The 20,186-nt window shown below is 70.3% G+C and carries 16 protein-coding genes and 1 pseudogene; 7 read left to right on the top strand and 10 right to left on the bottom strand.

Going from position 1 to position 20,186, the window contains the following annotated elements; genetic code table 11:
- Window positions 1-285: 285 nt before the first annotated feature.
- The gene (locus ACIA77_RS42600) at window positions 286-1,428 is read left to right on the top strand and encodes an IS30 family transposase (RefSeq protein ID WP_395891850.1); all 1,143 of its coding nucleotides are present in this window, start codon (window positions 286-288) and stop codon (window positions 1,426-1,428) included.
- Window positions 1,429-1,585: 157 nt separating this feature from the next.
- Here ACIA77_RS42600 and ACIA77_RS42595 read toward each other — a convergent pair whose 3' ends face one another.
- The 3 genes from ACIA77_RS42595 to ACIA77_RS42585 form a co-directional block, all read right to left on the bottom strand.
- Entirely contained in the window at window positions 1,586-2,470 is an 885-nt protein-coding gene (locus tag ACIA77_RS42595) for a hypothetical protein (RefSeq protein WP_395891849.1), read from the bottom strand.
- A gap of 137 nt (window positions 2,471-2,607) precedes the next feature.
- A complete protein-coding gene (locus ACIA77_RS42590; RefSeq protein ID WP_395891848.1) occupies window positions 2,608-6,381 on the bottom strand; it encodes a DNA gyrase subunit A in 3,774 nt (1,257 codons plus the stop codon).
- A gap of 30 nt (window positions 6,382-6,411) precedes the next feature.
- A complete protein-coding gene (locus tag ACIA77_RS42585; RefSeq protein WP_395891847.1) occupies window positions 6,412-8,463 on the bottom strand; it encodes a type IIA DNA topoisomerase subunit B in 2,052 nt (683 codons plus the stop codon).
- Window positions 8,464-8,771: 308 nt separating this feature from the next.
- Between ACIA77_RS42585 and ACIA77_RS42580 the strand changes: the two genes are divergently transcribed.
- Window positions 8,772-9,914 carry an LLM class flavin-dependent oxidoreductase gene (locus tag ACIA77_RS42580; RefSeq protein ID WP_395891846.1) on the top strand — a complete coding sequence of 381 codons (1,143 nt, stop codon included), beginning with the start codon at window positions 8,772-8,774 and terminating at the stop codon, window positions 9,912-9,914.
- 31 nt (window positions 9,915-9,945) lie between these two features.
- Window positions 9,946-10,557 carry an FMN reductase gene (locus tag ACIA77_RS42575; protein ID WP_395891845.1) on the top strand — a complete coding sequence of 204 codons (612 nt, stop codon included), beginning with the start codon at window positions 9,946-9,948 and terminating at the stop codon, window positions 10,555-10,557.
- A 42-nt stretch (window positions 10,558-10,599) separates the two neighbouring features.
- On the opposite strand, the gene ACIA77_RS42570 is transcribed toward ACIA77_RS42575, so the two are convergent.
- Window positions 10,600-11,886, bottom strand: a complete 1,287-nt coding sequence (locus tag ACIA77_RS42570) for an RNA polymerase sigma factor (RefSeq protein ID WP_395891844.1) — start codon at window positions 11,884-11,886, stop codon at window positions 10,600-10,602.
- Window positions 11,859-12,212 carry a YciI family protein gene (locus tag ACIA77_RS42565; protein ID WP_395891843.1) on the bottom strand — a complete coding sequence of 118 codons (354 nt, stop codon included), beginning with the start codon at window positions 12,210-12,212 and terminating at the stop codon, window positions 11,859-11,861. The genes ACIA77_RS42570 and ACIA77_RS42565 overlap by 28 nt, the downstream gene beginning before the upstream one ends.
- 166 nt (window positions 12,213-12,378) lie before the next feature.
- Here ACIA77_RS42565 and ACIA77_RS42560 point away from each other — a divergent pair, with 166 nt between their 5' ends.
- The 3 genes and pseudogenes from ACIA77_RS42560 to ACIA77_RS42550 all read left to right on the top strand — a co-directional run.
- Window positions 12,379-12,717: an ArsR/SmtB family transcription factor gene (locus tag ACIA77_RS42560; RefSeq protein ID WP_395891842.1), complete on the top strand. Its 339-nt coding sequence runs from the start codon at window positions 12,379-12,381 to the stop codon at window positions 12,715-12,717.
- Window positions 12,714-13,133 (top strand): SRPBCC domain-containing protein, encoded by a 420-nt coding sequence (locus ACIA77_RS42555; RefSeq protein ID WP_395891841.1) that lies wholly within the window; start codon window positions 12,714-12,716, stop codon window positions 13,131-13,133. Before ACIA77_RS42560 ends, ACIA77_RS42555 begins: the two co-directional genes overlap by 4 nt.
- Window positions 13,134-13,229: 96 nt before the next feature.
- Window positions 13,230-13,625: pseudogene (locus tag ACIA77_RS42550) on the top strand (PGPGW domain-containing protein); the annotation flags it as partial.
- Between the two features lie 446 nt (window positions 13,626-14,071).
- Here ACIA77_RS42550 and ACIA77_RS42545 read toward each other — a convergent pair.
- Complete coding sequence (locus ACIA77_RS42545; protein WP_395891840.1) at window positions 14,072-14,599, bottom strand: TetR family transcriptional regulator; 528 nt, start codon at window positions 14,597-14,599, stop codon at window positions 14,072-14,074.
- Between the two features lie 74 nt (window positions 14,600-14,673).
- Between ACIA77_RS42545 and ACIA77_RS42540 the strand changes: the two genes are divergently transcribed.
- The gene (locus ACIA77_RS42540) at window positions 14,674-15,342 is read left to right on the top strand and encodes a TetR/AcrR family transcriptional regulator (protein ID WP_395891839.1); all 669 of its coding nucleotides are present in this window, start codon (window positions 14,674-14,676) and stop codon (window positions 15,340-15,342) included.
- A gap of 14 nt (window positions 15,343-15,356) precedes the next feature.
- Here the strand turns inward: ACIA77_RS42540 and ACIA77_RS42535 are convergent, their stop codons facing one another.
- From ACIA77_RS42535 to ACIA77_RS42520, 4 genes are all read right to left on the bottom strand, one after another.
- Window positions 15,357-17,219 (bottom strand): alkyl/aryl-sulfatase, encoded by a 1,863-nt coding sequence (locus ACIA77_RS42535; protein WP_395891838.1) that lies wholly within the window; start codon window positions 17,217-17,219, stop codon window positions 15,357-15,359.
- 91 nt (window positions 17,220-17,310) lie between these two features.
- Entirely contained in the window at window positions 17,311-17,709 is a 399-nt protein-coding gene (locus ACIA77_RS42530; RefSeq protein WP_395891837.1) for a carboxymuconolactone decarboxylase family protein, read from the bottom strand.
- A gap of 51 nt (window positions 17,710-17,760) precedes the next feature.
- On the bottom strand, window positions 17,761-19,497 hold the full coding sequence (locus ACIA77_RS42525) for a glycoside hydrolase family 2 protein (protein ID WP_395891836.1): 1,737 nt from the start codon (window positions 19,495-19,497) through the stop codon (window positions 17,761-17,763).
- A gap of 69 nt (window positions 19,498-19,566) precedes the next feature.
- Window positions 19,567-20,181, bottom strand: coding sequence for a LysE family transporter (locus ACIA77_RS42520; protein ID WP_395891835.1), 615 nt, complete (start codon window positions 20,179-20,181; stop codon window positions 19,567-19,569).
- Window positions 20,182-20,186: the final 5 nt, after the last annotated feature.

Below are 20,186 nucleotides of genomic sequence, written 5' to 3'. Positions count from 1 at the left end.
CGCGACTACATCGAACGCCGCACAGCCGAAGGCCTCAGCAAACGCGAGATCATCCGCTGCCTCAAGCGCTACATCGCCCGCGAGATCTACGCCAACCTTCCCCGCCAAACCAGCGTCGACTCACCACCAACACCCACCACCGCCACAGCTTGACAAACAGGCGGGTTCTAGAGGTGGTTGCAACGGCTGCGGTATGAGGGAGTCGCCGTGGTTCCGCCTTGTCGTCCTGCGGGGTTGTCGGGCTCGTTGCCGTTGACCGAGAAGCGTGATCATTATCTTCGCCTGATGGCTGAGGGGATGAGTAACGCGGAGGTGTGCCGGATCGTTGGGGTCTCGCGCGGGACCGGTGTCCGGTGGCGATACGGTCGCTCGGTCGCGGGGCCTAACGGCACGACGCGTACCTACGCGCCGATCGTGCCGACCGTCGAGATCTCGACACGGTTCTTGTCCGAAGACGAACGCATCGCTATCGCAGACCACTGGGCTGCCGGACTGGGCATCCGCGCCATCGCTGCCGAGGTGGGCCGGAGCCCGTCGACGATCAGTCGGGAGATCCGCCGCAATCGTGACCCGATCACCGGCACCTATCACCCGCACCGAGCGCAGCAGCGCGCCCGGGACCGTCGCGCCCGCTCCACCCCCGGCAAGCTGGCGACCGACCAGGCACTACGGCATTACGTGCAGTCGCGTCTGTGGTTGCGGTGGAGTCCGGAGCAGATCACCCGCACTCTACCGGCCGTGTTCCCGGATCAGCCCGGTATGAGGTCGTGTCACGAGACGATCTACCGGGCCCTCTACTCGCCCGATCATCTCCTGGTGCGGGCAGCGCCGGAACGACCGCTGCGCAGTGGCCGGATCCGACGCAAACGCCGCCGGCGCGGTGACGAGCGAGCCACACACTTCATCCAGCCAGGACAAGCGATCAGCAAACGGCCAGCCGAGGCAGACGACCGGGCCGTGCCGGGCCACTGGGAAGGTGACCTGATCACCGGCAAACACAACAAATCCGCAATCGGCACCTTGATCGAGCGCACCACCCGCTACGCGGTCCTGCTCCATCTCCCCACGGGCCATACCGCCGCAGATGTCAGCGCCGCGCTCATCCGGGCATTCTCCACATTGCCCGTTGCCCTGCGACGCACCCTGACCTGGGATCAAGGTGGCGAAATGGGACGCCATCATGAGTTCACCACAGCCACCAACGTCCCGGTCTACTTCTGCCAACCAGGCAGTCCCTGGCAGCGCGGTTCCAACGAGAACCTCAACGGCTTGCTGCGCGAGTACTTTCCCAAGGGCAGCAACCTCGCTGCCCACACCGCCGAACACCTCGCCGCAGTCGCCGCGGAAATCAACAACCGCCCCCGCAAATGCCTTGGCTGGTCAACACCAGCCCGACGCCTCGCTACAGTCATCACACCAACACAATGACCAGCACCGTTGCGACCACCTCACGAATCCGCCCAACCACCACCGCGGCCACACCGCACTCGCAGGCCAACCACCCGCCACCCGCGTCCCCAACCTCACCGGGCAATACAGCTAGATCGCCAGCAGCGCGGCGTTCGAGAGCGCCCCGATTGATCAGTCACCCCACCGCGTTCGCGCGCCTTCGCCGCGAGCGGTGCAGGCCGATGCGCAGAGCCAGGGCAGCACCCACCACGACGAGTGCGGCGATCAGGACGAAGCTGACCGGGACGAACTCGGGGGGAAGGGTGGGCTGGGCGGTCAGCTCGGCGATCACGACCACGGCCGCCGCGGTGAGCCAGGCAGCGCGGGCCGCCGTCGGGGCCGGGCCGAGGAGGGCGAGGCCGGCCAGGACGGTGATCGCGGCGGCCACGTTGGCGTTGCCGGTGAGGCCCGGCAGCTGCGTCAGGAAGGCGACGATGGCGGTGGCCGGGCAGGCGACGAGCCACAGTCGCGTGTGGACGGTCGCGGGGCGCGGGTGGACGGCGACGAAGAGCAGGGTGGCCAATTGCAGGATCAGCAGGTCCGCGTTGCCCGGCAGCTGCAATTCGGTGCCGACGGTCGCCAGTGCGGCGAAGACCAGCGCGTAGCCCCGGCGCTCGCCCAGGAGGAAACCCAGGGCGGGCAGCCAGAGCAGGGCAAAGACGAGAGCCGGGGTCGGCGCGTCGCGGACGAGGGGCGGCGGCCAGGTCAGGCGCAGCACGCCGGTGATGAGCGCGAGGGACGCCTGGAAACACACCCCGGCCAGGGCGAGGTAGCGGGTGACGGTGCCGGCGGCGGCGTAGCGGCGGGGACCGTCGGAGCTGAGGCGGAGCCTGACGGCGGCGAGGACGCTGGCGATCTCGCGCACGTCCGGGCGGCCGTAATCGAGGTCGTATTCGGGGTCGTCGGAAGTGTCCACCGTGGAGTCGACGAAGGTCGCGACCATGTCGTCTTCCCAGTCGTCGCGGTAGTAGCGGGGGAGCAGCCGGGCGAGGCGCCGGTAGCGCTCTTCCAACGGGGTCACGCCGGCTCCTTTCCGCCGAGGCCACGGGTCGAGACCACTCCAATGTATCGCAAGACGATATATAGCGCATCACACGATCGAGCGGGACGAAAAGGGGGCACCCCACCTGCCGGTGAAGTGCCCCTGAACCGCCGAGGTCAGTCTCGCTCGATGGTGTGGCCCACGACGTCCGGGCCGGGGTGGGCGTGGCCCGAACCGTCGCGGCGGAGGTCCACCTCAGGAAGTTCCACCGGGTCGCCGTTGCGGGCCGCGCCGGCCGGGCGCGGGCCGATCCAGGCGACGCCGACGGCGGACTCACCCTTGAGGAAGCGGTGCGCTCGCACGCCGCCGGTGGCGCGGCCCTTCGCCGGGTACTCGCTGAACGGCGTGACCTTCACCGACTGCCCCGTCGCGGTGACGACCAGCGGCTCGCCGTGCTCGTCGTCGTCCGTGCGGACGGCACCGAAGAACACCGCCGACGCACCCGCGGACAGGTTGATGCCCGCCATACCGCCGCCCTTCAGGCCCTGCGGCCGCACCAGCGACGAGGCGAACCGCAGCAGCGAAGCGTCCGACGACACGAACGCCAGAGTCTCGTTGCCGTCCGTCAGCCACGTGACGCCGATGATCTCGTCGTCGCCCTTGAGCGTGATGATCTCGAACTCGTCGGAGCGCACGGGCCACTCCGGCGCGACCACCTTCACCACCCCGGCGCGCGTGCCCACCGCCAGGCCCGGCGACCCGGCCGCCTGCTCACCGAGCGGGGCGACGCCGACCACGCGCTCACCCTTCTCCAGTGGCACCAATTCGCGTGCCGCCATGCCGCCGCGCAGCGAGACGGTGCCCGCCTGCTCCGGCAGCACCGGCAACGGCAGCACGTCGGTCTTGAACGCGCGCCCGCGACTGGTCACGAGCAGCACCTGCCCGCGCGCGGTGGTGTGCACCACGGCCGCGACGGCGTCGTGCTTCACGCGGCCGTTGCGCCGCCGCGTCTCCGTCGCCTCCTCCGACTCCGCCGCCGTGCGGGCGACGAGGCCGGTGGCCGACAGGATGACCTGGCACGGGTCGTCGGCGACCTCCAGCGGCCCGGACGGCTTGGACGCCGCCAGCACCTCCTTGAGGTCCCCGTCGATCAGCGCGGTGCGGCGCTCGGTCGGGAAGTCCTTCGCGATCTTCGCCAGCTCGCTCGAGACGAGCTTCTTCAGCACCGACTCGTCGTCGAGGATCTTCGTCAGCTCCGCGATCTCCTCGCGCAGCCGCTCCTGCTCCGCCTCCAGCTCCAGCCGGTCGTACTTGGTCAGGCGGCGCAGCGGCGTGTCCAGGATGTAGGTCGCCTGGAGCTCCGAAAGCTTGAAGCGCGTCATCAAGCCGTCCTTGGCGGCCTGCGCGTTTTCGCTTTCGCGGATGAGCTTGATGACCTTGTCGATGTTCAGCAGCGCGATCAGCAGGCCGTCGACCAGGTGCAGCCGCTCCTCCCGCTTGCGGCGCCGGTAGCGGGTGCGCCGCGTGACCACGTCGTAGCGGTGCCGCAGGAAGACTTCCAGCAGCTCCTTGAGCCCGAGCGTCTGCGGCTGCCCGTCGACGAGCACCAGGTTGTTGATGCCGAACGACTGCTCCAGCGGCGTCAGCCGGTACAGGTCCGCCAGCAGCGCCTGCGGGTTCACGCCCACCTTGCACTCGATCACCAGCCGCGTGCCGTTCTCGCGGTCGGTCAGGTCCTTGACGTCGGCGATGCCCGTGAGCCGCTTCGACTTGTTGACCTCGTCGGTGATCTTCTCGATCACCTTCTCCGGGCCCACCCCGTACGGCAGCTCGGTCACGGTGATCGCCTGCCGCCCGCGGCTGCCCTCCAGCGGCCCGGTCTCGACGTTCGCGCGCATCCGCACGACGCCCCGGCCCGTTTCGTAGGCGCGGCGCACCTCGTCCAGCCCCAACAGCTTGCCGCCAGTCGGCAGGTCGGGGCCGGGCACGAACTCCATCAGCTTGTCGAGCGTCGCCGTCGGGTGCGTGATCAGCCACCGCGCCGCCGCGATGACCTCGCCGAGGTTGTGGGGGATCATGTTCGTCGCCATCCCGACGGCGATGCCGGACGTGCCGTTGACGAGCAGGTTCGGGAACGCCGCCGGAAGCACCGACGGCTCCTCCAGCGAGCCGTCGTAGTTCGGCCGGAAGTCGACCGTGTCCTCGCCCAGCTCGCCGACGAGCTGCATCGCCTCGGGCGACATGCGTGCTTCGGTGTTGTGGTTGATGAAGCCACCGGCGAGGAACGAGTGATCCTCCGTGACCACTCGAACCGAGTAGACCTCGGCCGGATCACAGGCCTCGACTTCGGTGATCTCCTCGAAGCGGTAACCCGAGTCCATGATCGGCAGGATCGTGGCGAGGATCTCGGTGTCCTTGATCCGGTCGATGATCCGCAGCCGCTCGGTTTCCCAGCGCTCGACCCGATCGAAGTTGTGCTGGGTCAGCCACTTGCGCCCGCTGCCTCGGCGGTCGAAGTCGAGCGCGCCGCGGACGTAGTCGGCGACGAACGGCACCCGGTCGCTGCTGAGCCGGTGTGGCCGCAGGACTGACCGGCTCAGCAGGCTTTGCAATTTGGCCTGCTTCGTCTTCAGGAAGCCGACCCGCTCCGCGAACGCGCGGACATTGCGCAGACCGGACACGACCAGCCGGTGCTCGACCGAGCCACTCGGCCGCGTGTACTGGCGATGCACCGCGATGACGCCGAACTCCGCCAGCATCTCCTGGAGCTCGTCGGCCAGCTGTTCGCTGTAGCTGGTGTACTGGATCGTGAAACCGTCGAGCGCGACGCGGCAGCCACCATCGCCTTCGAAGGTGGCCATGAGGAACGCTCGCTTGAGTCCGGGGTCACCCTTCCAGATGAACTCGGGCACGAACTTGTCCCGGGCCTTGCTGTCGATGAACTCGCGCAGCGGGCTTTCCCGGAACGCGTCCATACCGCCGGCGTAGTCCTGGACATCCAGCTCGAACACCTGCTTGCGGTCGCGCCGGGTCTGCCGTTCGGAGAGGTAACGCCTGCCGCCCACGACCTGGTCGTACGCGTAAAGCACCTCGTCGAAGAAGTGCTTGTCGGTGTTGTTGAACCCGGCGCGGTTTTCACTGGCGAAACCTTCGGAGACCCAGGCCCCGGCGAGCACGCCGAGGTTGTACTCCCGCGAGGTCGGGACGACCTGGGTCCACGCGTTGCGCGCGAGACACACCACGGTGCCCGGTTTGACCTCGTCGAGCTGGCGCCACTGGAACATCGGGACGCCCATGGGTGCTTCGAGGCACAGCACCGGGTGGTTTTCGCTGCCCTGCAACGAGAACCCGGACTTCGTGGTGATCCGGACGGTGGGGTGCTCGCCGGAGTTGAAGACCTTGTCGACCCGGACCGCCTTGCCGTCCTTGTCCAGCACCTCGAAGTCGGCGTCGGCCTCGGAATCGGCGGGCAGGTTCACCAAGTCGCCGATGCGCGGGCTGGATCCATCGGCGAGCCGGACCCGGGTGTCGCCGACGACGCAGTACCGCGACGCTGCCGGGCCATCGTCCGGGGATCCGAAGTTGCCGTGCCCGTCGATCAGAGGCACGTTGAGCGAGAAGTCCTGTGCCAGCCGCACCATGGCGTCGTAGATCGCGACGTCACCGTGTGGATGGTACTTGCCCATCACATCCCCTACGACGCGCGAGGACTTCACGTACGCGTGCGTCGGCCGGTAGCCGTTCTCGTTCATCGAGTACAGGATGCGGCGGTGCACCGGCTTCAGCCCGTCGCGCGCGTCCGGGAGGGCGCGCGAGTGGATGACTGAGTACGCGTACTCCAAGTAGGAGTCTTCGATCTCGGTCTTCAGCGAGTTGTCGAAGACGTTCGCACCGGGGGAGTCGAACGCGCTGGGATCGACCTTGGTGGTGGTGCCTTTGCGGCGTGCCACGGCAGAACTCCTTGGTAGCTACGAAAAAACTCAGACGTCGATGGCTTCGCGGTCGACTCGGTCCGACGAGGCGACGAGCCAGTTCCGCCGGGGTTCGACCTTCTCGCCCATCAGCAGTTCCAGCGCGCCCTCGGCGGCTTCGGCGTCGTCCATGGTGATGCGGCGCACGGAGCGGGTCGCGGGGTTCATGGTGGTTTCCCACAGCTCGTCGGCGTCCATCTCGCCGAGGCCCTTGAACCGCGGCACCGGGGTGACGATGTTCTTGCCCGCCTTCTCGAGTTCGGCGAACTTCTGCTCCATCTCCCGCTGCGTGAAGGTGAAGTGCGTTTCCGGGTTGCGGCCCTTCGTGACGAGCTTGTGCAGGGGCGGCATCGCCGCGTACAGCCGGCCGTCCTCGATCACGGGGCGCATGTACTTCGCGAACAGGGTGATCAGCAGCGTGCGGATGTGCGAGCCGTCGACGTCGGCGTCGGCCATCAGGATCACGCGGCCGTAGCGCATCGTCGACAGGTCGAACGTGCGCCCGGTGCCCGCGCCGAGCACCTGCACGATCGACGCGATCTCGGCGTTCTTCAGCGTGTCGCCGAGTGACGCCTTCTGCACGTTGAGGATCTTGCCGCGCAGCGGCAGCAGCGCCTGGTACTCCGACACGCGCGCCATGCGGGCCGACCCGAGCGCGCTGTCACCCTCTACCAGGAACAGCTCGCTGCGCGCGACGCCGGTGGTGCGGCAGTCGACGAGCTTCGGCGGCATCGCCGCGCCCTCGAGCGCCGTCTTGCGCCGCGCGGCGTCTTTCTGCTGCTTCTGGGTCAGCCGCACGCGCGCGGCGTCGACCACCTTCTGCAGCACGACCTTCGCCTCGGACTTGGTCTTGCGGTCGTCGACCCACGCCTTCACGTGCTTGTCGACGATGCCCTGGAGCACGCGCGTGATGCCGGCCGTGGACAGCTCGTCCTTGGTCTGCGACGTGAACTGCGGTTCGGGCAGCCGCACGTGGATCACGGCGGTCATGCCTTCGAGCACGTCTTCGAGCGTGGGCGGGTCCTCCTTGGGCTTGAGCAGCCCGCGGGTCTTGCCGATCGCGTCTTGCAGCGCGCGCGTGACGGCGCGGTCGAATCCGCGCCGGTGCGTGCCGCCGTGCACGTTGCGGATGGTGTTGGTGAAGCACTCCACGGTGCGCTCGTAGCCGGTGCCCCAGCGCAGCGCGACCTCCACCTCGGCGTGGCGCTCCACATTGGACTGCATGACGCCGTTGGCGTCGGCCGCGTTCTCCTTGTACGTGCCCTCGCCGGTGATCACGAGGGTGCCGCACACCGGCTTTTCGCCCGCGGGCGTGAGGAAATCGACCATGTCCACGAGCCCGTGCGGGTAGTGGAAGGTCTCCTCGTTGATCGTGTCCTCGAGGGCCGTGCGCAGCACGTACGTGACACCCGGGACGAGGAACGCGGTGTTGCGCAGCTTCGCGCGCACGCCTTCGACGTCGAGTGCCGCGCCCGTCTCGAAGTAGCGCGCGTCGTACCAGTAGCGGATCGACGTGCCGCTGCGCTCGCCGCGCTTCATCTTGCCGGCGAGGTTGAGGCCGGAGCGGCGGGTGAACTTGGCCTTGGGGCCCGGCCCGTCGAACACGCCGGGCACCCCGTGCGCGAACGACATCTGGTGCACCTTGCCGCTCTGCTTCACGGTGATGTCGAAGCGGTGCGACAGCGCGTTGACCGCCGACGCGCCCACGCCGTGGAGACCGCCGGACGTCTTGTACCCCGAGCCGCCGAACTTGCCGCCGGCGTGCAGCCGGGTCAGCACCAGTTCGACGCCGGAAAGGCCCGATTTCGCGTGGACGCCGGTGGGGATGCCGCGGCCGTCGTCGTCGACCTGCACGCTGCCGTCCGCGTGGATGGTCACGACGACGCGGGTGGCGTGGCCCGCCACGCCCTCGTCGGTGGAGTTGTCGACGATCTCCGAGAACAGGTGGTTGATGCCACGGCTGTCGGTGGAGCCGATGTACATCCCGGGGCGCTTGCGGACCGCTTCAAGGCCCTCGAGGTGCGTCAGGTCGTCGGCCCCGTACAGAGTCTCAGCAGTCACGAGGTCGCTCTCCCGGATCTTGGCTCACTGCACGGCGGTGTTTCAGGCTGGTGCCCGCGGACCCAGTCACCTGGGCGTTCGCGGGGGTTCGGGGCTGCCCCGAGCCGACACCGTACTGCAGGATATCCGCACACCCCGACAGCTTCCGCGTGCTCCGGCCCCGGTGTGGCGAGTCTCCCGTGGTTCAGGGGTGTGAGGCGGCGGGTGGCCCAGGTCACCGGTATGGTCACCAAGGAATACATCTTCCACGCAAGTGGTTGTGCCGACAAGTAAGGCAGCACCACGAACGACCTGGCTGAGGAGCGGTCATGCAGTTCGGAATCTTCACGGTGGGCGACGTCACGACCGACCCCACCAACGGCACCACGCCGTCGGAGCACGAGCGCATCAAGGCGATGGTCCGGATCGCGCTCAAGGCCGAAGAGGTCGGCCTGGACGTGTTCGCGACCGGTGAGCACCACAACCCGCCTTTCGTGCCCTCTTCGCCCACGACGATGCTCGGTTACGTCGCCGCGCAGACGAAGAAGATCGTGCTCTCGACGTCGACGACGCTGATCACCACGAACGACCCGGTGAAGATCGCCGAGGACTTCGCGATGCTGCAGCACCTCGCCGACGGTCGCGTGGACCTCATGCTGGGCCGCGGCAACACCGGCCCCGTGTACCCGTGGTTCGGGCAGGACATCCGCCAGGGCATCCCGCTCACCCTCGAGCACTACTCGCTGCTGCGCCGGCTCTGGCGCGAGGACGTGGTGGACTGGGAAGGCAAGTTCCGCACGCCGCTGCAGGGCTTCACCTCGACCCCACGCCCGCTCGACGGCGTGCCGCCCTTCGTGTGGCACGGCTCGATCCGCAGCCCGGAGATCGCCGAGCTGGCCGCCTACTTCGGCGACGGCTTCTTCGCCAACAACATCTTCTGGCCGAAGGAGCACTACCAGCAGCTGATCGGCTTCTACCGCCAGCGCTACGAACACTACGGGCACGGCAAGGCCGACCAGGCCATCGTCGGGCTCGGCGGGCAGGCCTTCATCCGGCCGAAGTCGCAGGACGCGTGGAACGAGTTCCGGCCGTACTTCGACAACGCGCCCGTGTACGGGCACGGCCCCACGATGGAGGACTTCACCGACCAGACGCCGCTCACGGTCGGGAGCCCGCAGGAAGTCATCGACAAGACCCTGACCTTCCGCGAGAGCTTCGGCGACTACCAGCGCCAGCTGTTCCTGATGGACCACGCCGGCCTGCCGCTGAAGACCGTGCTGGAGCAGCTCGACCTCCTGGGCGAGCAGGTCGTGCCGGTGCTGCGCAAGGAGCTCGAGGCGATGCGCCCGAAGCACGTGCCCGACGCGCCGACCCACGAGTCGCTGAAGGCGGCGCGGGAGGCCGAGGCGGCGAAGGCTGCCGAGACCGCTGAGACCGCTGAGACCCCTGAGCACACCGAAACTCTCGTCTGACCCACCAGGACACGTTCGGAAGAAGGACGAAATGACCGCACGCACCCTCGCCGTGGTCACCGCCGGGTTGAGCCAGCCGTCGTCCACGCGGCTGCTGGCCGACCGGCTGGCGGACGCGACCCGCGCCGCGCTGGGCCCCGACACGGTCGTCGAGGTGATCGAGCTGCGCGACACCGCCGTGGACGTGACCAACAACCTGCTGACCGGTTTCCCCGGCCCCAGCCTGAAGGAAGTCGTCGACACGGTGACGCGCGCCGACGGCCTGATCGCCGTCACGCCGGTGTTCACGGCGTCGTACAGCGGGCTGTTCAAGTCCTTCTTCGACGTGCTGGACAAGGACGCGCTGGAGGGCAAACCCGTGCTGCTGGCCGCGACCGGCGGCACGGAGCGGCATTCGCTGGTGCTCGACTTCGCGCTGCGCCCGCTGTTCGCCTACCTGCGCGCCCATCCCGTCGCGACGGGTGTGTACGCCGCTTCGTCGGACTGGGGCAGCGTCAGCGCGACGGGCGCGTTGCAGCGCCGCGTCGAGCGCGCGGCCGGCGAGCTCGCGGAGCTGGTGAAGGCGGCGCCGGAGAAGGCGGTCACCGACGAGCTCACGTCGCTGCCGTTCGAGCAGCTGCTGGCCGCCGAAGGCCTGAACTGAACCCGTTGAATCGCTGAAGGGTGCCTCGATCCGAGGCGCCCTTCACTGCGTTTCCGAACCCGTTTCCGGGCTGGTTTCGGACAACCGCCGCCTGAGGAACCGGCGGTCGGCTTCGTTGCCCGCCAACGCGAGCGCCGCGCGGTACGCGTCGGCGGCTTCGCCGAACCGGCCGAGGCGTCGCAACAGGTCCGCGCGGGTCGCGGGCAGCAGGTGGTAACCGCCGAGGTCGCCCGCCATGGCGTCGACGAGGGCCAGGCCGGCTTCCGGCCCGTCGGCCATCGCGACGGCCACCGCGCGGTTCAGCTGCACGACCGCGGACGGCACGCGGTTGGCCAGTTCTCCGTACAGGGCAGCGATTTGCGGCCAGTCGGTGTCGGCGGCCGAAGCCGCGGCCGCGTGCAGCGCGGCGATGGCGGCCTGCAGCTGGTACGGACCGGGGGAGCCGCGGTGCAACGCGGTGTCGACGAGCGCGAGCCCTTCGCGGATCGCCGCGCGGTCCCAGCGCGTGCGGTCCTGTTCGTCGAGCGGCACGAGGTCGCCGGCCCCGTCGAGGCGCGCGTCGCGGCGGGAGTGCTGGAGCAGCAGCAGCGCCAGCAGGCCTTCGATCTCCGGGTCGGCGGGCCTCAGTCGCAGCAGGGTCCGCGCGAGCCGGATCGCTTCCGCGCACAGGTCGTGGCGCGCGGCGGAGTCGCCGGCGGTCGCCGCGTAACCCTCGTTGAACAGCAGGTACAACACGCCCAGAACGGCCGCCGTGCGTTCCGGCAGCAGGTGCGCGGGCGGCACGCGGTAGGGGATGCCGGCTTCGCGGATCTTGCGCTTCGTGCGCACGAGCCGTTGCGACATCATGGACTCGCTGACGAGGAACGCCCGCGCGATCTCCGCCGTCGTCAGGCCGGCGAGCGTGCGCAGCGTCAGTGCGACGCGGCCTTCGAGCGGCAACGCCGGGTGGCAGCACGTGAACATGAGCCGCAGCCGGTCGTCCGGCACGCCGCTCGGGTCGGCTTCGGGCTCCGCGACCGGCGCCAGCGCGGCGATCTCGCGCAGTTTCGCGGATTCCGTGGCGCTGCGCTTGAGCCGCGTCAGCGCGTGGTTGCGGGCGGTGGTGGTGAGCCACGCGGCCGGCCGCGCGGGCACGCCGTCGCGCGGCCAGCGTTCCAGTGCCTTCGCGAGAGCTTCCTGGGCGCACTCCTCGGCGAGGTCCCAGTCGCCGGTCAGCCGGATGAGCGTGGCCACCACCCGGCCGCCCTCCTCGCGGAAGGCGGCCGTGACCGCGGCCTCGGTGGCTTCGGCGGCGTTCGAGCTCAGTTCTCCTCCCCGCCGAACGGCCACAGCGGGCGCACTTCGACCGGCCCCCACTGCGCTGCGGGGTGCTTCGCCGCGATCTCGAGGGCCTCGTCGAGGTCCGCGCACTCCAGCAGGTCGAAGCCGAGGATCTGCTCCTTGGTCTCCGCGAACGGCCCGTCGGTCAGCAGCACTTCGCCGTCCTGCACACGGACGGTCGTCGCCGAGCTCGCCGGCCGCAGCCGCTGGCCCATCAGGCGCACGCCGCGGCCGTCCATCTCCTTCACCCACGCCTCGGTGGCCGAGTCGATGGGCTCGTCGGCCGGCTTCGACTCGTCGTGGCTCGTGCCGCAGATCAGCATCAGGTAACGCATCGGCTGGTCCCTTCCCTCTGGTGGTTTCCTACCGCGCGCTCGCCGCGCGGTCGAGGTGGTTTCGCCAAGACGACCACCGGGCGGGCCCCGGACAGACAACCCGGCCCGGCAAATTCAGTTAAGCATCTACTTGACTATTGAGTCGAGCCGTCGCATGGTTAAGCACATGGTTGACCATCAGCTCGACCGGGTGTTCCAGGCCCTGGCCGACGCCACCCGGCGTGAGCTCGTGGCGCGGCTGGTCCGGGGACCGGCCGCGGTGAAGGAGCTGGCGCAGCCGCACGCGATGTCGCTGCCCGCCGTGATGCAGCACCTCAAAGTGCTCGAATCGGGCGGGCTGGTGGCTTCGGAGAAGGCCGGCCGCGTCCGCACGTACCGGCTGGAGCCCGCGGGGCTGCGCCTGGCCGAGCAGTGGCTGGGGGAGCAGCGCACGGGCTGGGAACGCCGGCTCGACCGCCTCGGCGGCCTGCTGGCCGCCGAAAACCACGAAGGGACCACGTCATGACCGCCGTCAAGCACTCCACGTTCACGCTCGAACGCCGCTACCCCGTCCCGCCCGCGCGGGTGTTCGCCGCCTGGGCCGACCCGGCGGCGAAGGCCGGTTGGTTCGGCGCCGACGAGCACTCGCTCGACTTCCGCGTCGGCGGCCGGGAGACCAACCACGGCGGCGACCTCACGTTCGCGGCCGAGTACCACGACATCGTCGAGGACGAGCGCATCGTCTACGGCGGGACGCTGAGCGGCCCCGCGGGCCTGGCGACCGTCTCGGTCACCACCGTCGAACTCGTGCCGGACGGCGCGGGGACCCGGCTGGTGCTCACGGAGCAGGGCACGTTCCTCGACGGCCACGAGGAACCCGAGTGGCGCGAGCGGGGCACGGGCGACTGGCTCGACAAGCTCGGCTCCCACCTCGGCGGCTGACCCGTCCACGGTGTCCACTTCGGACGGGCCACGGGGGTTCTCCGGGCGCGCGGTCCGCGAGCCAGGCAGACTGGCGGAAACGGACAGGAGGACGGCGTGGAAGTCGGCAAACCGGTGAAGCAGGCGATCGCCGCCGTGGTGGGCGGCGTGCTGTTCCTCGTCGGGGTCGCACTGCTGGTGCTGCCGGGGCCCGGGTTGCTCCTGGTCCTGGCGGGTCTCCTGGTGCTGGCGTCGCAGTTCCCGGGCCTGCAGCGGTTCGTGGAACCCGTTCGCGTGCGGGCGATGAAGGCCGCGGAGGACAGCGTGGCCTCGCCGCTGCGGATCGCGGGATCGGTGGTCGCGGGGCTGCTGCTGGCGGCCGCCGGCGTGGTGTGGGGCACGGTCGACTGGGTGCCGTTCAACGGCTGGAGCACCGGGTCGAGCCTGGAGCTGTCCGCGGTGATCCTGTTCGCGTTGCTGATCTGGAGCTACCGCCGGGTCCATTCGCGCCAGGGGGAGACGCCGGCGGTGCCCGCGGGGGACAATCCGGGGATGACCACTTCGGACTCCCCGCAGCTGCCGAACGCCATCCAGCAGTTCGTGGACGCCACCAACACGGCCGACACCGACAACTTCGTCGACGCGTTCACCGAAGACGCGTTCCTCGAGGACTGGGGCCGCAAGTTCCACGGCCACGAAGGCGTCGCGAGCTGGAACAAGACCGACAACATCGGCGTCGGGGCGAATTTCACCGTCCAGGGCATCAAGCCGGGCAACGGCACCGAAAACTACGTGCTGACGCTCGGGGTGAAGAGCAACCGCTTCAACGGCACGGGCACGATGACCATCGACCTGCGCGACGGCAAGATCGCCAGCCTCGTCATCTCCTGACCCGTTTCTACCCGCGGCTCGTGGGCGTTCGGGAACCGGACGCCCCCGAGTTTTTCACGGGTTTCCGGCTAGTCCACGAGCCGGCGCACGGCTTCGGTCACGGTGGCGCGGCGGCGTTCGCGGGGCAGGTCCGGCGTTTCCGGCGGGGGCGCCGACCACATCGACGCCAGCGTGTGGACGAGCGCCAGCAGCTGCTCGGGGTCGAAGCGGTCGCTGATCTCGCCCGCCCGCTGGGCTTCGCGGAGGGCAGCGACCTTCGCCCCGCTCGTGGTGGCGACCGAGCCGCCGCGTTCCAGGCGGTACCAGGTGACCAGCCGGTGCGTATCGGGGTTGGCTTCCTGCGCATCGAAGAGCCGGCCGGCGTACCCCGGCAGGTCGCCGGCGGTCAGGGGTGTGCTGGTGCCGGTCGCCGCTTCGAAAACGGCGTCGAACAGGTCGTCCTTGCTGCCGAAGTACGTGTACACCAGCCCCGCGCTGCACTCCGCGCGCGCGGCGATGCGGTCCACCCGCGCGCCGGCGATGCCGTGGGCGGCGAACTCGGCGAACGCGGCGTCGAGGAGCCGCTGCCTCTTGGCGGCGGGATCGCGGGTGATCACGGCCGCCGAGTCTAGTTGACCGGGTGTTGTCGCCGCCCGGTTAAGAGACTGCTGGGCTGCTAACCTCGGGGTTCGTGAGCACCGGATTCCAGCGCGCCCGGCGCCCTGAACAGGTCGAGGCCCGGCGCGCCACGATCCTCGCGACGGCCACGGCGATGCTGCGCGAACGACCGGTCGCCGCCATCAGCCTCCGCGAGCTCAGCGACCGCGTCGGCCTCGCGAAGTCCAACGTGCTGCGCTACTTCGACAGCCGCGAGGCGATCTTCCTCGAGGTGCTCGACGAGGTGTGGCGGGAGTGGCTGTCCGTCGTCACGGCCGCGCTCGAGCCGGGGCGGGGCGGACCCGGTTTCGCGCGCGAGGAACGCGTCGCCGCGACGATCGCGCGCACGCTGCAGGACGACCGGGTGCTGTGCGAGCTGATCAGCTCGATGGGCGCGGTGCTGGAGCGCAACATCTCCGTCGAGTCGGCGCGGCGCTTCAAGCAGCGCGCGGTCGTGAACACCGACCGGCTGGCCGCGCTGGTGCGGGAGTGCGTGCCGGAGCTCTCGACGGGCGGGGCCGCGCACTTCTCGGGCGCCGTGTTCGTGCTCGTCGCCGGGCTGTGGCCCTTCGCCACCCCGACCGACGCCGTCGAGGTGGTGCGCGCGGAGATGGGTGCGGCCCCCGCGGCGGACTTCTTCGGCGAGAACCTCGCCGAGGGCCTCGCGAACCTGCTGGCCGGGCTCGTCGCACGGCGGCGCTGATCAAGGCGTGCTGATCACGGCGTGACGATCGCGAAGTCCGGATCGGGTGGGTCGAGCACCGCCAGCAGCCGGGTGAGCACGGCGGCGGGACCGTCGACGGTCAGCCGGTCGGACGCCGCCAGCTCGGCCGGTGCGACCCCGCCCGCGACCAGGGCCACCAGCGCCGGCTTGTCGAGGTGGACGTGGGCCTCGGCCGGTTCGCGGGACGGGCCCGGGCCGTGCGTGAACACGCCGTTGCTCAGCCGGGACCAGTACTGCCCGGTGGGATCGTCGCCGACGGTCCAGTCGAGCACGATCCGCTCGTCGGCCGCGCGCGGCCCGTCGACCTGGATGGCCAGGCTGTCGAAGAGCTGCGGAACGGTCAGCTGCGCGACCAGGTCCGGCGACGCCGGGGAAGTCGGGGTGCCGACGGTGTGCCCGCGCAGTTCGGCGGCACCGGTGAGGTAGAAGTTGCGCCACGTCGCGTTTTCCGCGCCGAAGCCGAGCTGTTCGAACGCCGTCGCCTGCAACTCGCGCGCTTCGGCGTTGGCCGGCTCCGCGAACACGAGGTGCCCGGCGAGCTCGGCGACCCAGCGGAGGTCGCCGTCGGCCAGCGCCTGGCGCGCGATCGCGAGCACGGCTTCGGGGCCGCCGATCGCGTCGACGTAGCGGCGGGCCGCCTGCTCCGGCGGGTGCTGCCACAGGTGGGCCGGGTTGCCGTCGAACCAGCCGAGGTAGCGCTGGTAAACGGCTTTGACGTTGTGGCTCAGTGATCCGTAGTAACCGCGGGCGTGCCAGGCGCGGGCGAGCACCGGCGGTAGTTCGAGCACCTCCGCGATCTCGGCGCCGACGTAGCCCTTGTTCAGCAGCCGCAGGGTCTGGTCGTGCTGGTAGGCGTAGAGGTCGCGCTGCTCCGAGAGCAGGGCCGTGACCTCCGCCCGGCCCCACGTGGGCCAGTGGTGCGAAGCGAACTCGACGCTCGTCGCGTCGGCGAACAGCTCGATCGCCTCGGTGAGGTAGCGCGCCCAGCCGTGCGGATCGCGGACGAGGGCGCCGCGCAGCGTCAGCAGGTTGTGCAACGTGTGGGTCGCGTTTTCGGCCATGCACAGCGCGCCGTGGTCGGGGAAGAAGAAGTTCATCTCCGCGGGCGCTTCCGTGTCCGGCGTCAGCTGGAAGACGAGCCGGACGCCGTCGAGGCGTTCCTCCTGGCCGGTGTGGGTGACGTCGAGCGTCGGCGGGATGAGTGTGACCGTGCCGGTCGACGTGCTCATCCCCAGCCCGGCGCCCAGCTGCCCGGCCGGTCCGACCGGCAGGGCGGCGCCGTACACGTAGGCCGCGCGGCGGCCCATCGCGGTGCCCGCGTAGACGTTCTCGGCCACGGCGTGCCGCAGGAACCCCTGCGGTGCGAGCACGGGCACGCGACCGGCTTCGACGTCGGCTCCGTCGACCACACCGCGCACGCCACCGAAGTGGTCGACGTGGCTGTGGGTGTAGATCACGGCCGTCACCGGCCGGTTGCCGCGGTGCTCGCGGTACAGGCGCAGCGCGGCGGCTGCCGTTTCGGCCGAGATCAGGGGATCGATGACGATGACGCCGTCGCGGCCTTCGACCAGCGTCACGTTGGACAGGTCCAGTCCGCGCACCTGGTAGATGCCTTCGGTGACCTTGTACAGCCCGTGCAGCGCGACGAGCTGGGCCTGGCGCCACAGGCTCGGGTTCACCGTGCCGGGCCGCGGCTGCGCGAGGACCTGGGCCCAGGCGCCGGCGTCCCAGACGACGCGGCCGTCGGCCGCCCGGATCTGCGGCGGGTCGATGGTGCCGACGAAGCCGCGGCGGGCGTTCTCGAGGTCGGCGGTGTCGGCGAAGGGCAGGTCCCGCAGTCCGGCGGTGTCGGTCATGCGCTCACCTCCTGCGACGCTCCGGCCAGGACCCGCCATGCTGCCCGCGCCCCGCCGGGGCGGACGTCATCCGCTGGAGGTGAGGCGTGCGTCAGCCGTTCGCCACCGGCAGCAAACCCCGCTCGGCGAACACTTTTTTCGCGACGGCGGTGGCGTTGAGGGCCTTGGGGAATCCGCAGTAACCGGCCGCCTGCAGGAGCGCCTCGACGATCTCCTCGGGCGTGAGACCGACGTTCAGCGCCGTCCCGATGTGCAGCTCGAGCTGCGGCTCGCACCCGCCCAGCGCGGTGAGCATGCCGATCGTCAGCAGCTGCCGATCGCGCGGCCCCAGCGCCGGCCGCGAGTAGATCTCCCCGAAGCCCCACGAGACGATCTGCCGCGCCAGCTCCGGCGCGACGTCCGCGAGGCCGTCGAGCACCCGCTGGGCGCTGCCGTCGTTGACGGCGTTCATCGTCTCGAGGCCGAGTGCGTACCGCTCTTCTTCGGTCATGATCTCGACGGTAGGCCAGAGGCGGGCGGGTGCGGTCCGGAACGCGGAAGGTCAGCGGTGGCCGGAGGCCCGCAGCACGGCGAGGTTCGCGTTCCGCGCCGCAGCGAAGTCCAGCTTCCGCACCCGGCGGTCGTAGGTCAGGAAACCGTTGACTTCCTCTTCGACGTCGGTGAGCTGCGTGTAGACGGCGGCTGAAAGGCCCGCGTGGACGAGGTTCGCCAGGTGCGACTGGAGCTCGACGTAGCGGGCGGTGAGCGTGGCGGAATCGGGTTCGAGTTCGTAGGCGAAGGAACCCCGCGGCGCGAACTCGTGGCCCGGGACCTTCAGGCCCAGGCCGCCGTATTCGCCGTCGACGGTGCCGCGGCGGGCGTCGAACGGCGGAGTGCCCGGGCCGGGGTAGGTGTGGTTGTCGTAGACGTCGCCGTGGCCGGTGTCGGGGGTGGAGCGGCAGCAGTTGACGCCGGATTCGGCGTCGACGAGCCGGGTCGGGTCCCAGGCGGCGACCTCGTCGGCGACGCGGGCGACGTCGAACTCGCCCCAGCCTTCGTTGAAGGGCACCCACGTGACGATCGACGGGAACGAACGGTGCTGGTCGATCATGCGGCGCAGCTCCGACTCGAATCCGGCCTCCGCGGCCGGTGTGGGTCTGCCGTCGTCCCGCAGGGCCGGCATGTCCTGCCAGACGAGGAGGCCGAGGTGGTCGGCGTGGTAGTACCAGCGGTCGGGTTCGACCTTGAGGTGCTTGCGCACCGCGGTGAAGCCCACGGCCTTCTCCTGGCGCAGGTCGAACTCCAGTGCCTCGTCGGTCGGCGCCGTGTAGACGCCGTCGGGCCAGAAGCCCTGGTCGAGCGGACCCAGCTGCACCGAAGGCTTGCCGTTGAGCAGGATGCGGCCGTGGTCGACGGCGACGGTGCGCAGGCCGAAGTACGAGCCCACGCTGTCCCCTGTGGACAGTGCCACGCGCAGGTCGTAGAGGAACGGGTCGGCCGGCGACCACGGGTGCGGGTGGGGGATCGGGATCGTCAGCGGTGCCCGGCCGGACGCGCGCGCCACCACGCGGCCGTGGTCCGACACGACGGCTTCGACGCGCGCCGCCCCCGTCGTCACAGGGCCGACGGTCACCGCATCGAGGGTTGTAGTCGTGTCGAGCCGTTCGATGTGCGTCGCCGCAACGGGTTCCAGCCACACCGTTTGCCAGATGCCCGACGACGGTGTGGAGAAGATCCCGGCGCCCGGCGCGCGTTGTTTGCCCAGCGGCTGCCCGGCCGCGGTCGGATCGCTGACGCCGACGACGAGTTCCTGCGGCCCGCTGCCCAGCGCCTCGGTGACGTCCGCGGTGAACGAGTCGTAACCACCGGTGTGGTGCGCGAGTTGACGGCCGTTGACGTACACCGTCGTTTCGTGGTCGACGGCTTGTAAGTGCAGCAGCACACGCCGGTCGCGCCAGCTCTCGGGCACCGTGAACGTGCGGCGGTACCACATCCGCGTCTCGTGCCGCCTGATGCCGGACAACGCCGATTCCACGGGGTAGGGCACCAGGACCCGCTCACGCAGCGAGTGCCCGAACGGCGGCGCTTCACCCGGTTGTGCCGCCGCGAACTCCCACACCCCGTTGAGGGAGCGCCAATCGGGCCGCGTCAGCTGCGGCCGCGGGTACTCCGGCAACGCGTTGTCCGGCGACACCTCGTCCGTCCACGGTGTACTCAACGGCGGCGTGAGCCGGTGCCACCGCGGCTGTGCGACGGCCGGCGCGCCGGACAGACCGCAGAGCACGACTGCGAGAACCACGGCCCAGCGCACCATCGGCGAACCTCCCGGTGATCATCTCTACCGGGTGCGCGGGAGCTTGTAAATCGCTCAGCCCGGGAACACCAGGCGAGCGGCCAAGCCGACCGTGACGGCGCTCGACACCAGCGCGGTCCCCAGCCGGCCGCGGCGGCCGGCGAGCACGCGCCCCAGCAGCAGGCCGCCGCCGGCCAGCAGCAGTTGCCAGCTCGCCGACGCCGCGAAGGCCGCGATGGCGAACACGGCGCCCGAGCCGGCGGCCGTGCCGCCCACGACGAGAGCGGCGAAGTAGATGACGGTCGCGGGGTTGAGCACGGTGAGGCCGAGGAAGCTGACGTACGCGCGGGCCACGCCGACCGGCGCGTTCACCGGGGCGCGGGCGCTGTCGCCGGCTCGGTAGCGCCTGATCGCGGCCACCGCCGTGTACGCGGCCAGCGCCACGAGCACCACGACCGACGCCCACCGCAGCGGCACCAGCACGGGCGCCACCACCGGTGTCAACGCGGCTCCGCCGGCCACGGCGACCACCGCGTAAACGCCGTCCGCCGTCGCGACCCCGAGCGCCGCCGCCGCGGCCACCCGCAGCGACGTCCGCGCCGCCAGCCCCACCAGCACGGCCCCGACCGCTCCGACCGGCACGGCGATCCCGTAACCGGCCAGCGCGCCCGCGACCAGCGGCGCCGTCACGGCTT

The sequence above is a fragment of the Amycolatopsis sp. NPDC051903 genome (assembly GCF_044452505.1).
In the GTDB taxonomy this organism is placed as follows: domain Bacteria; phylum Actinomycetota; class Actinomycetes; order Mycobacteriales; family Pseudonocardiaceae; genus Amycolatopsis.
This window is presented reverse-complemented; position numbering and strand designations above follow the sequence as displayed.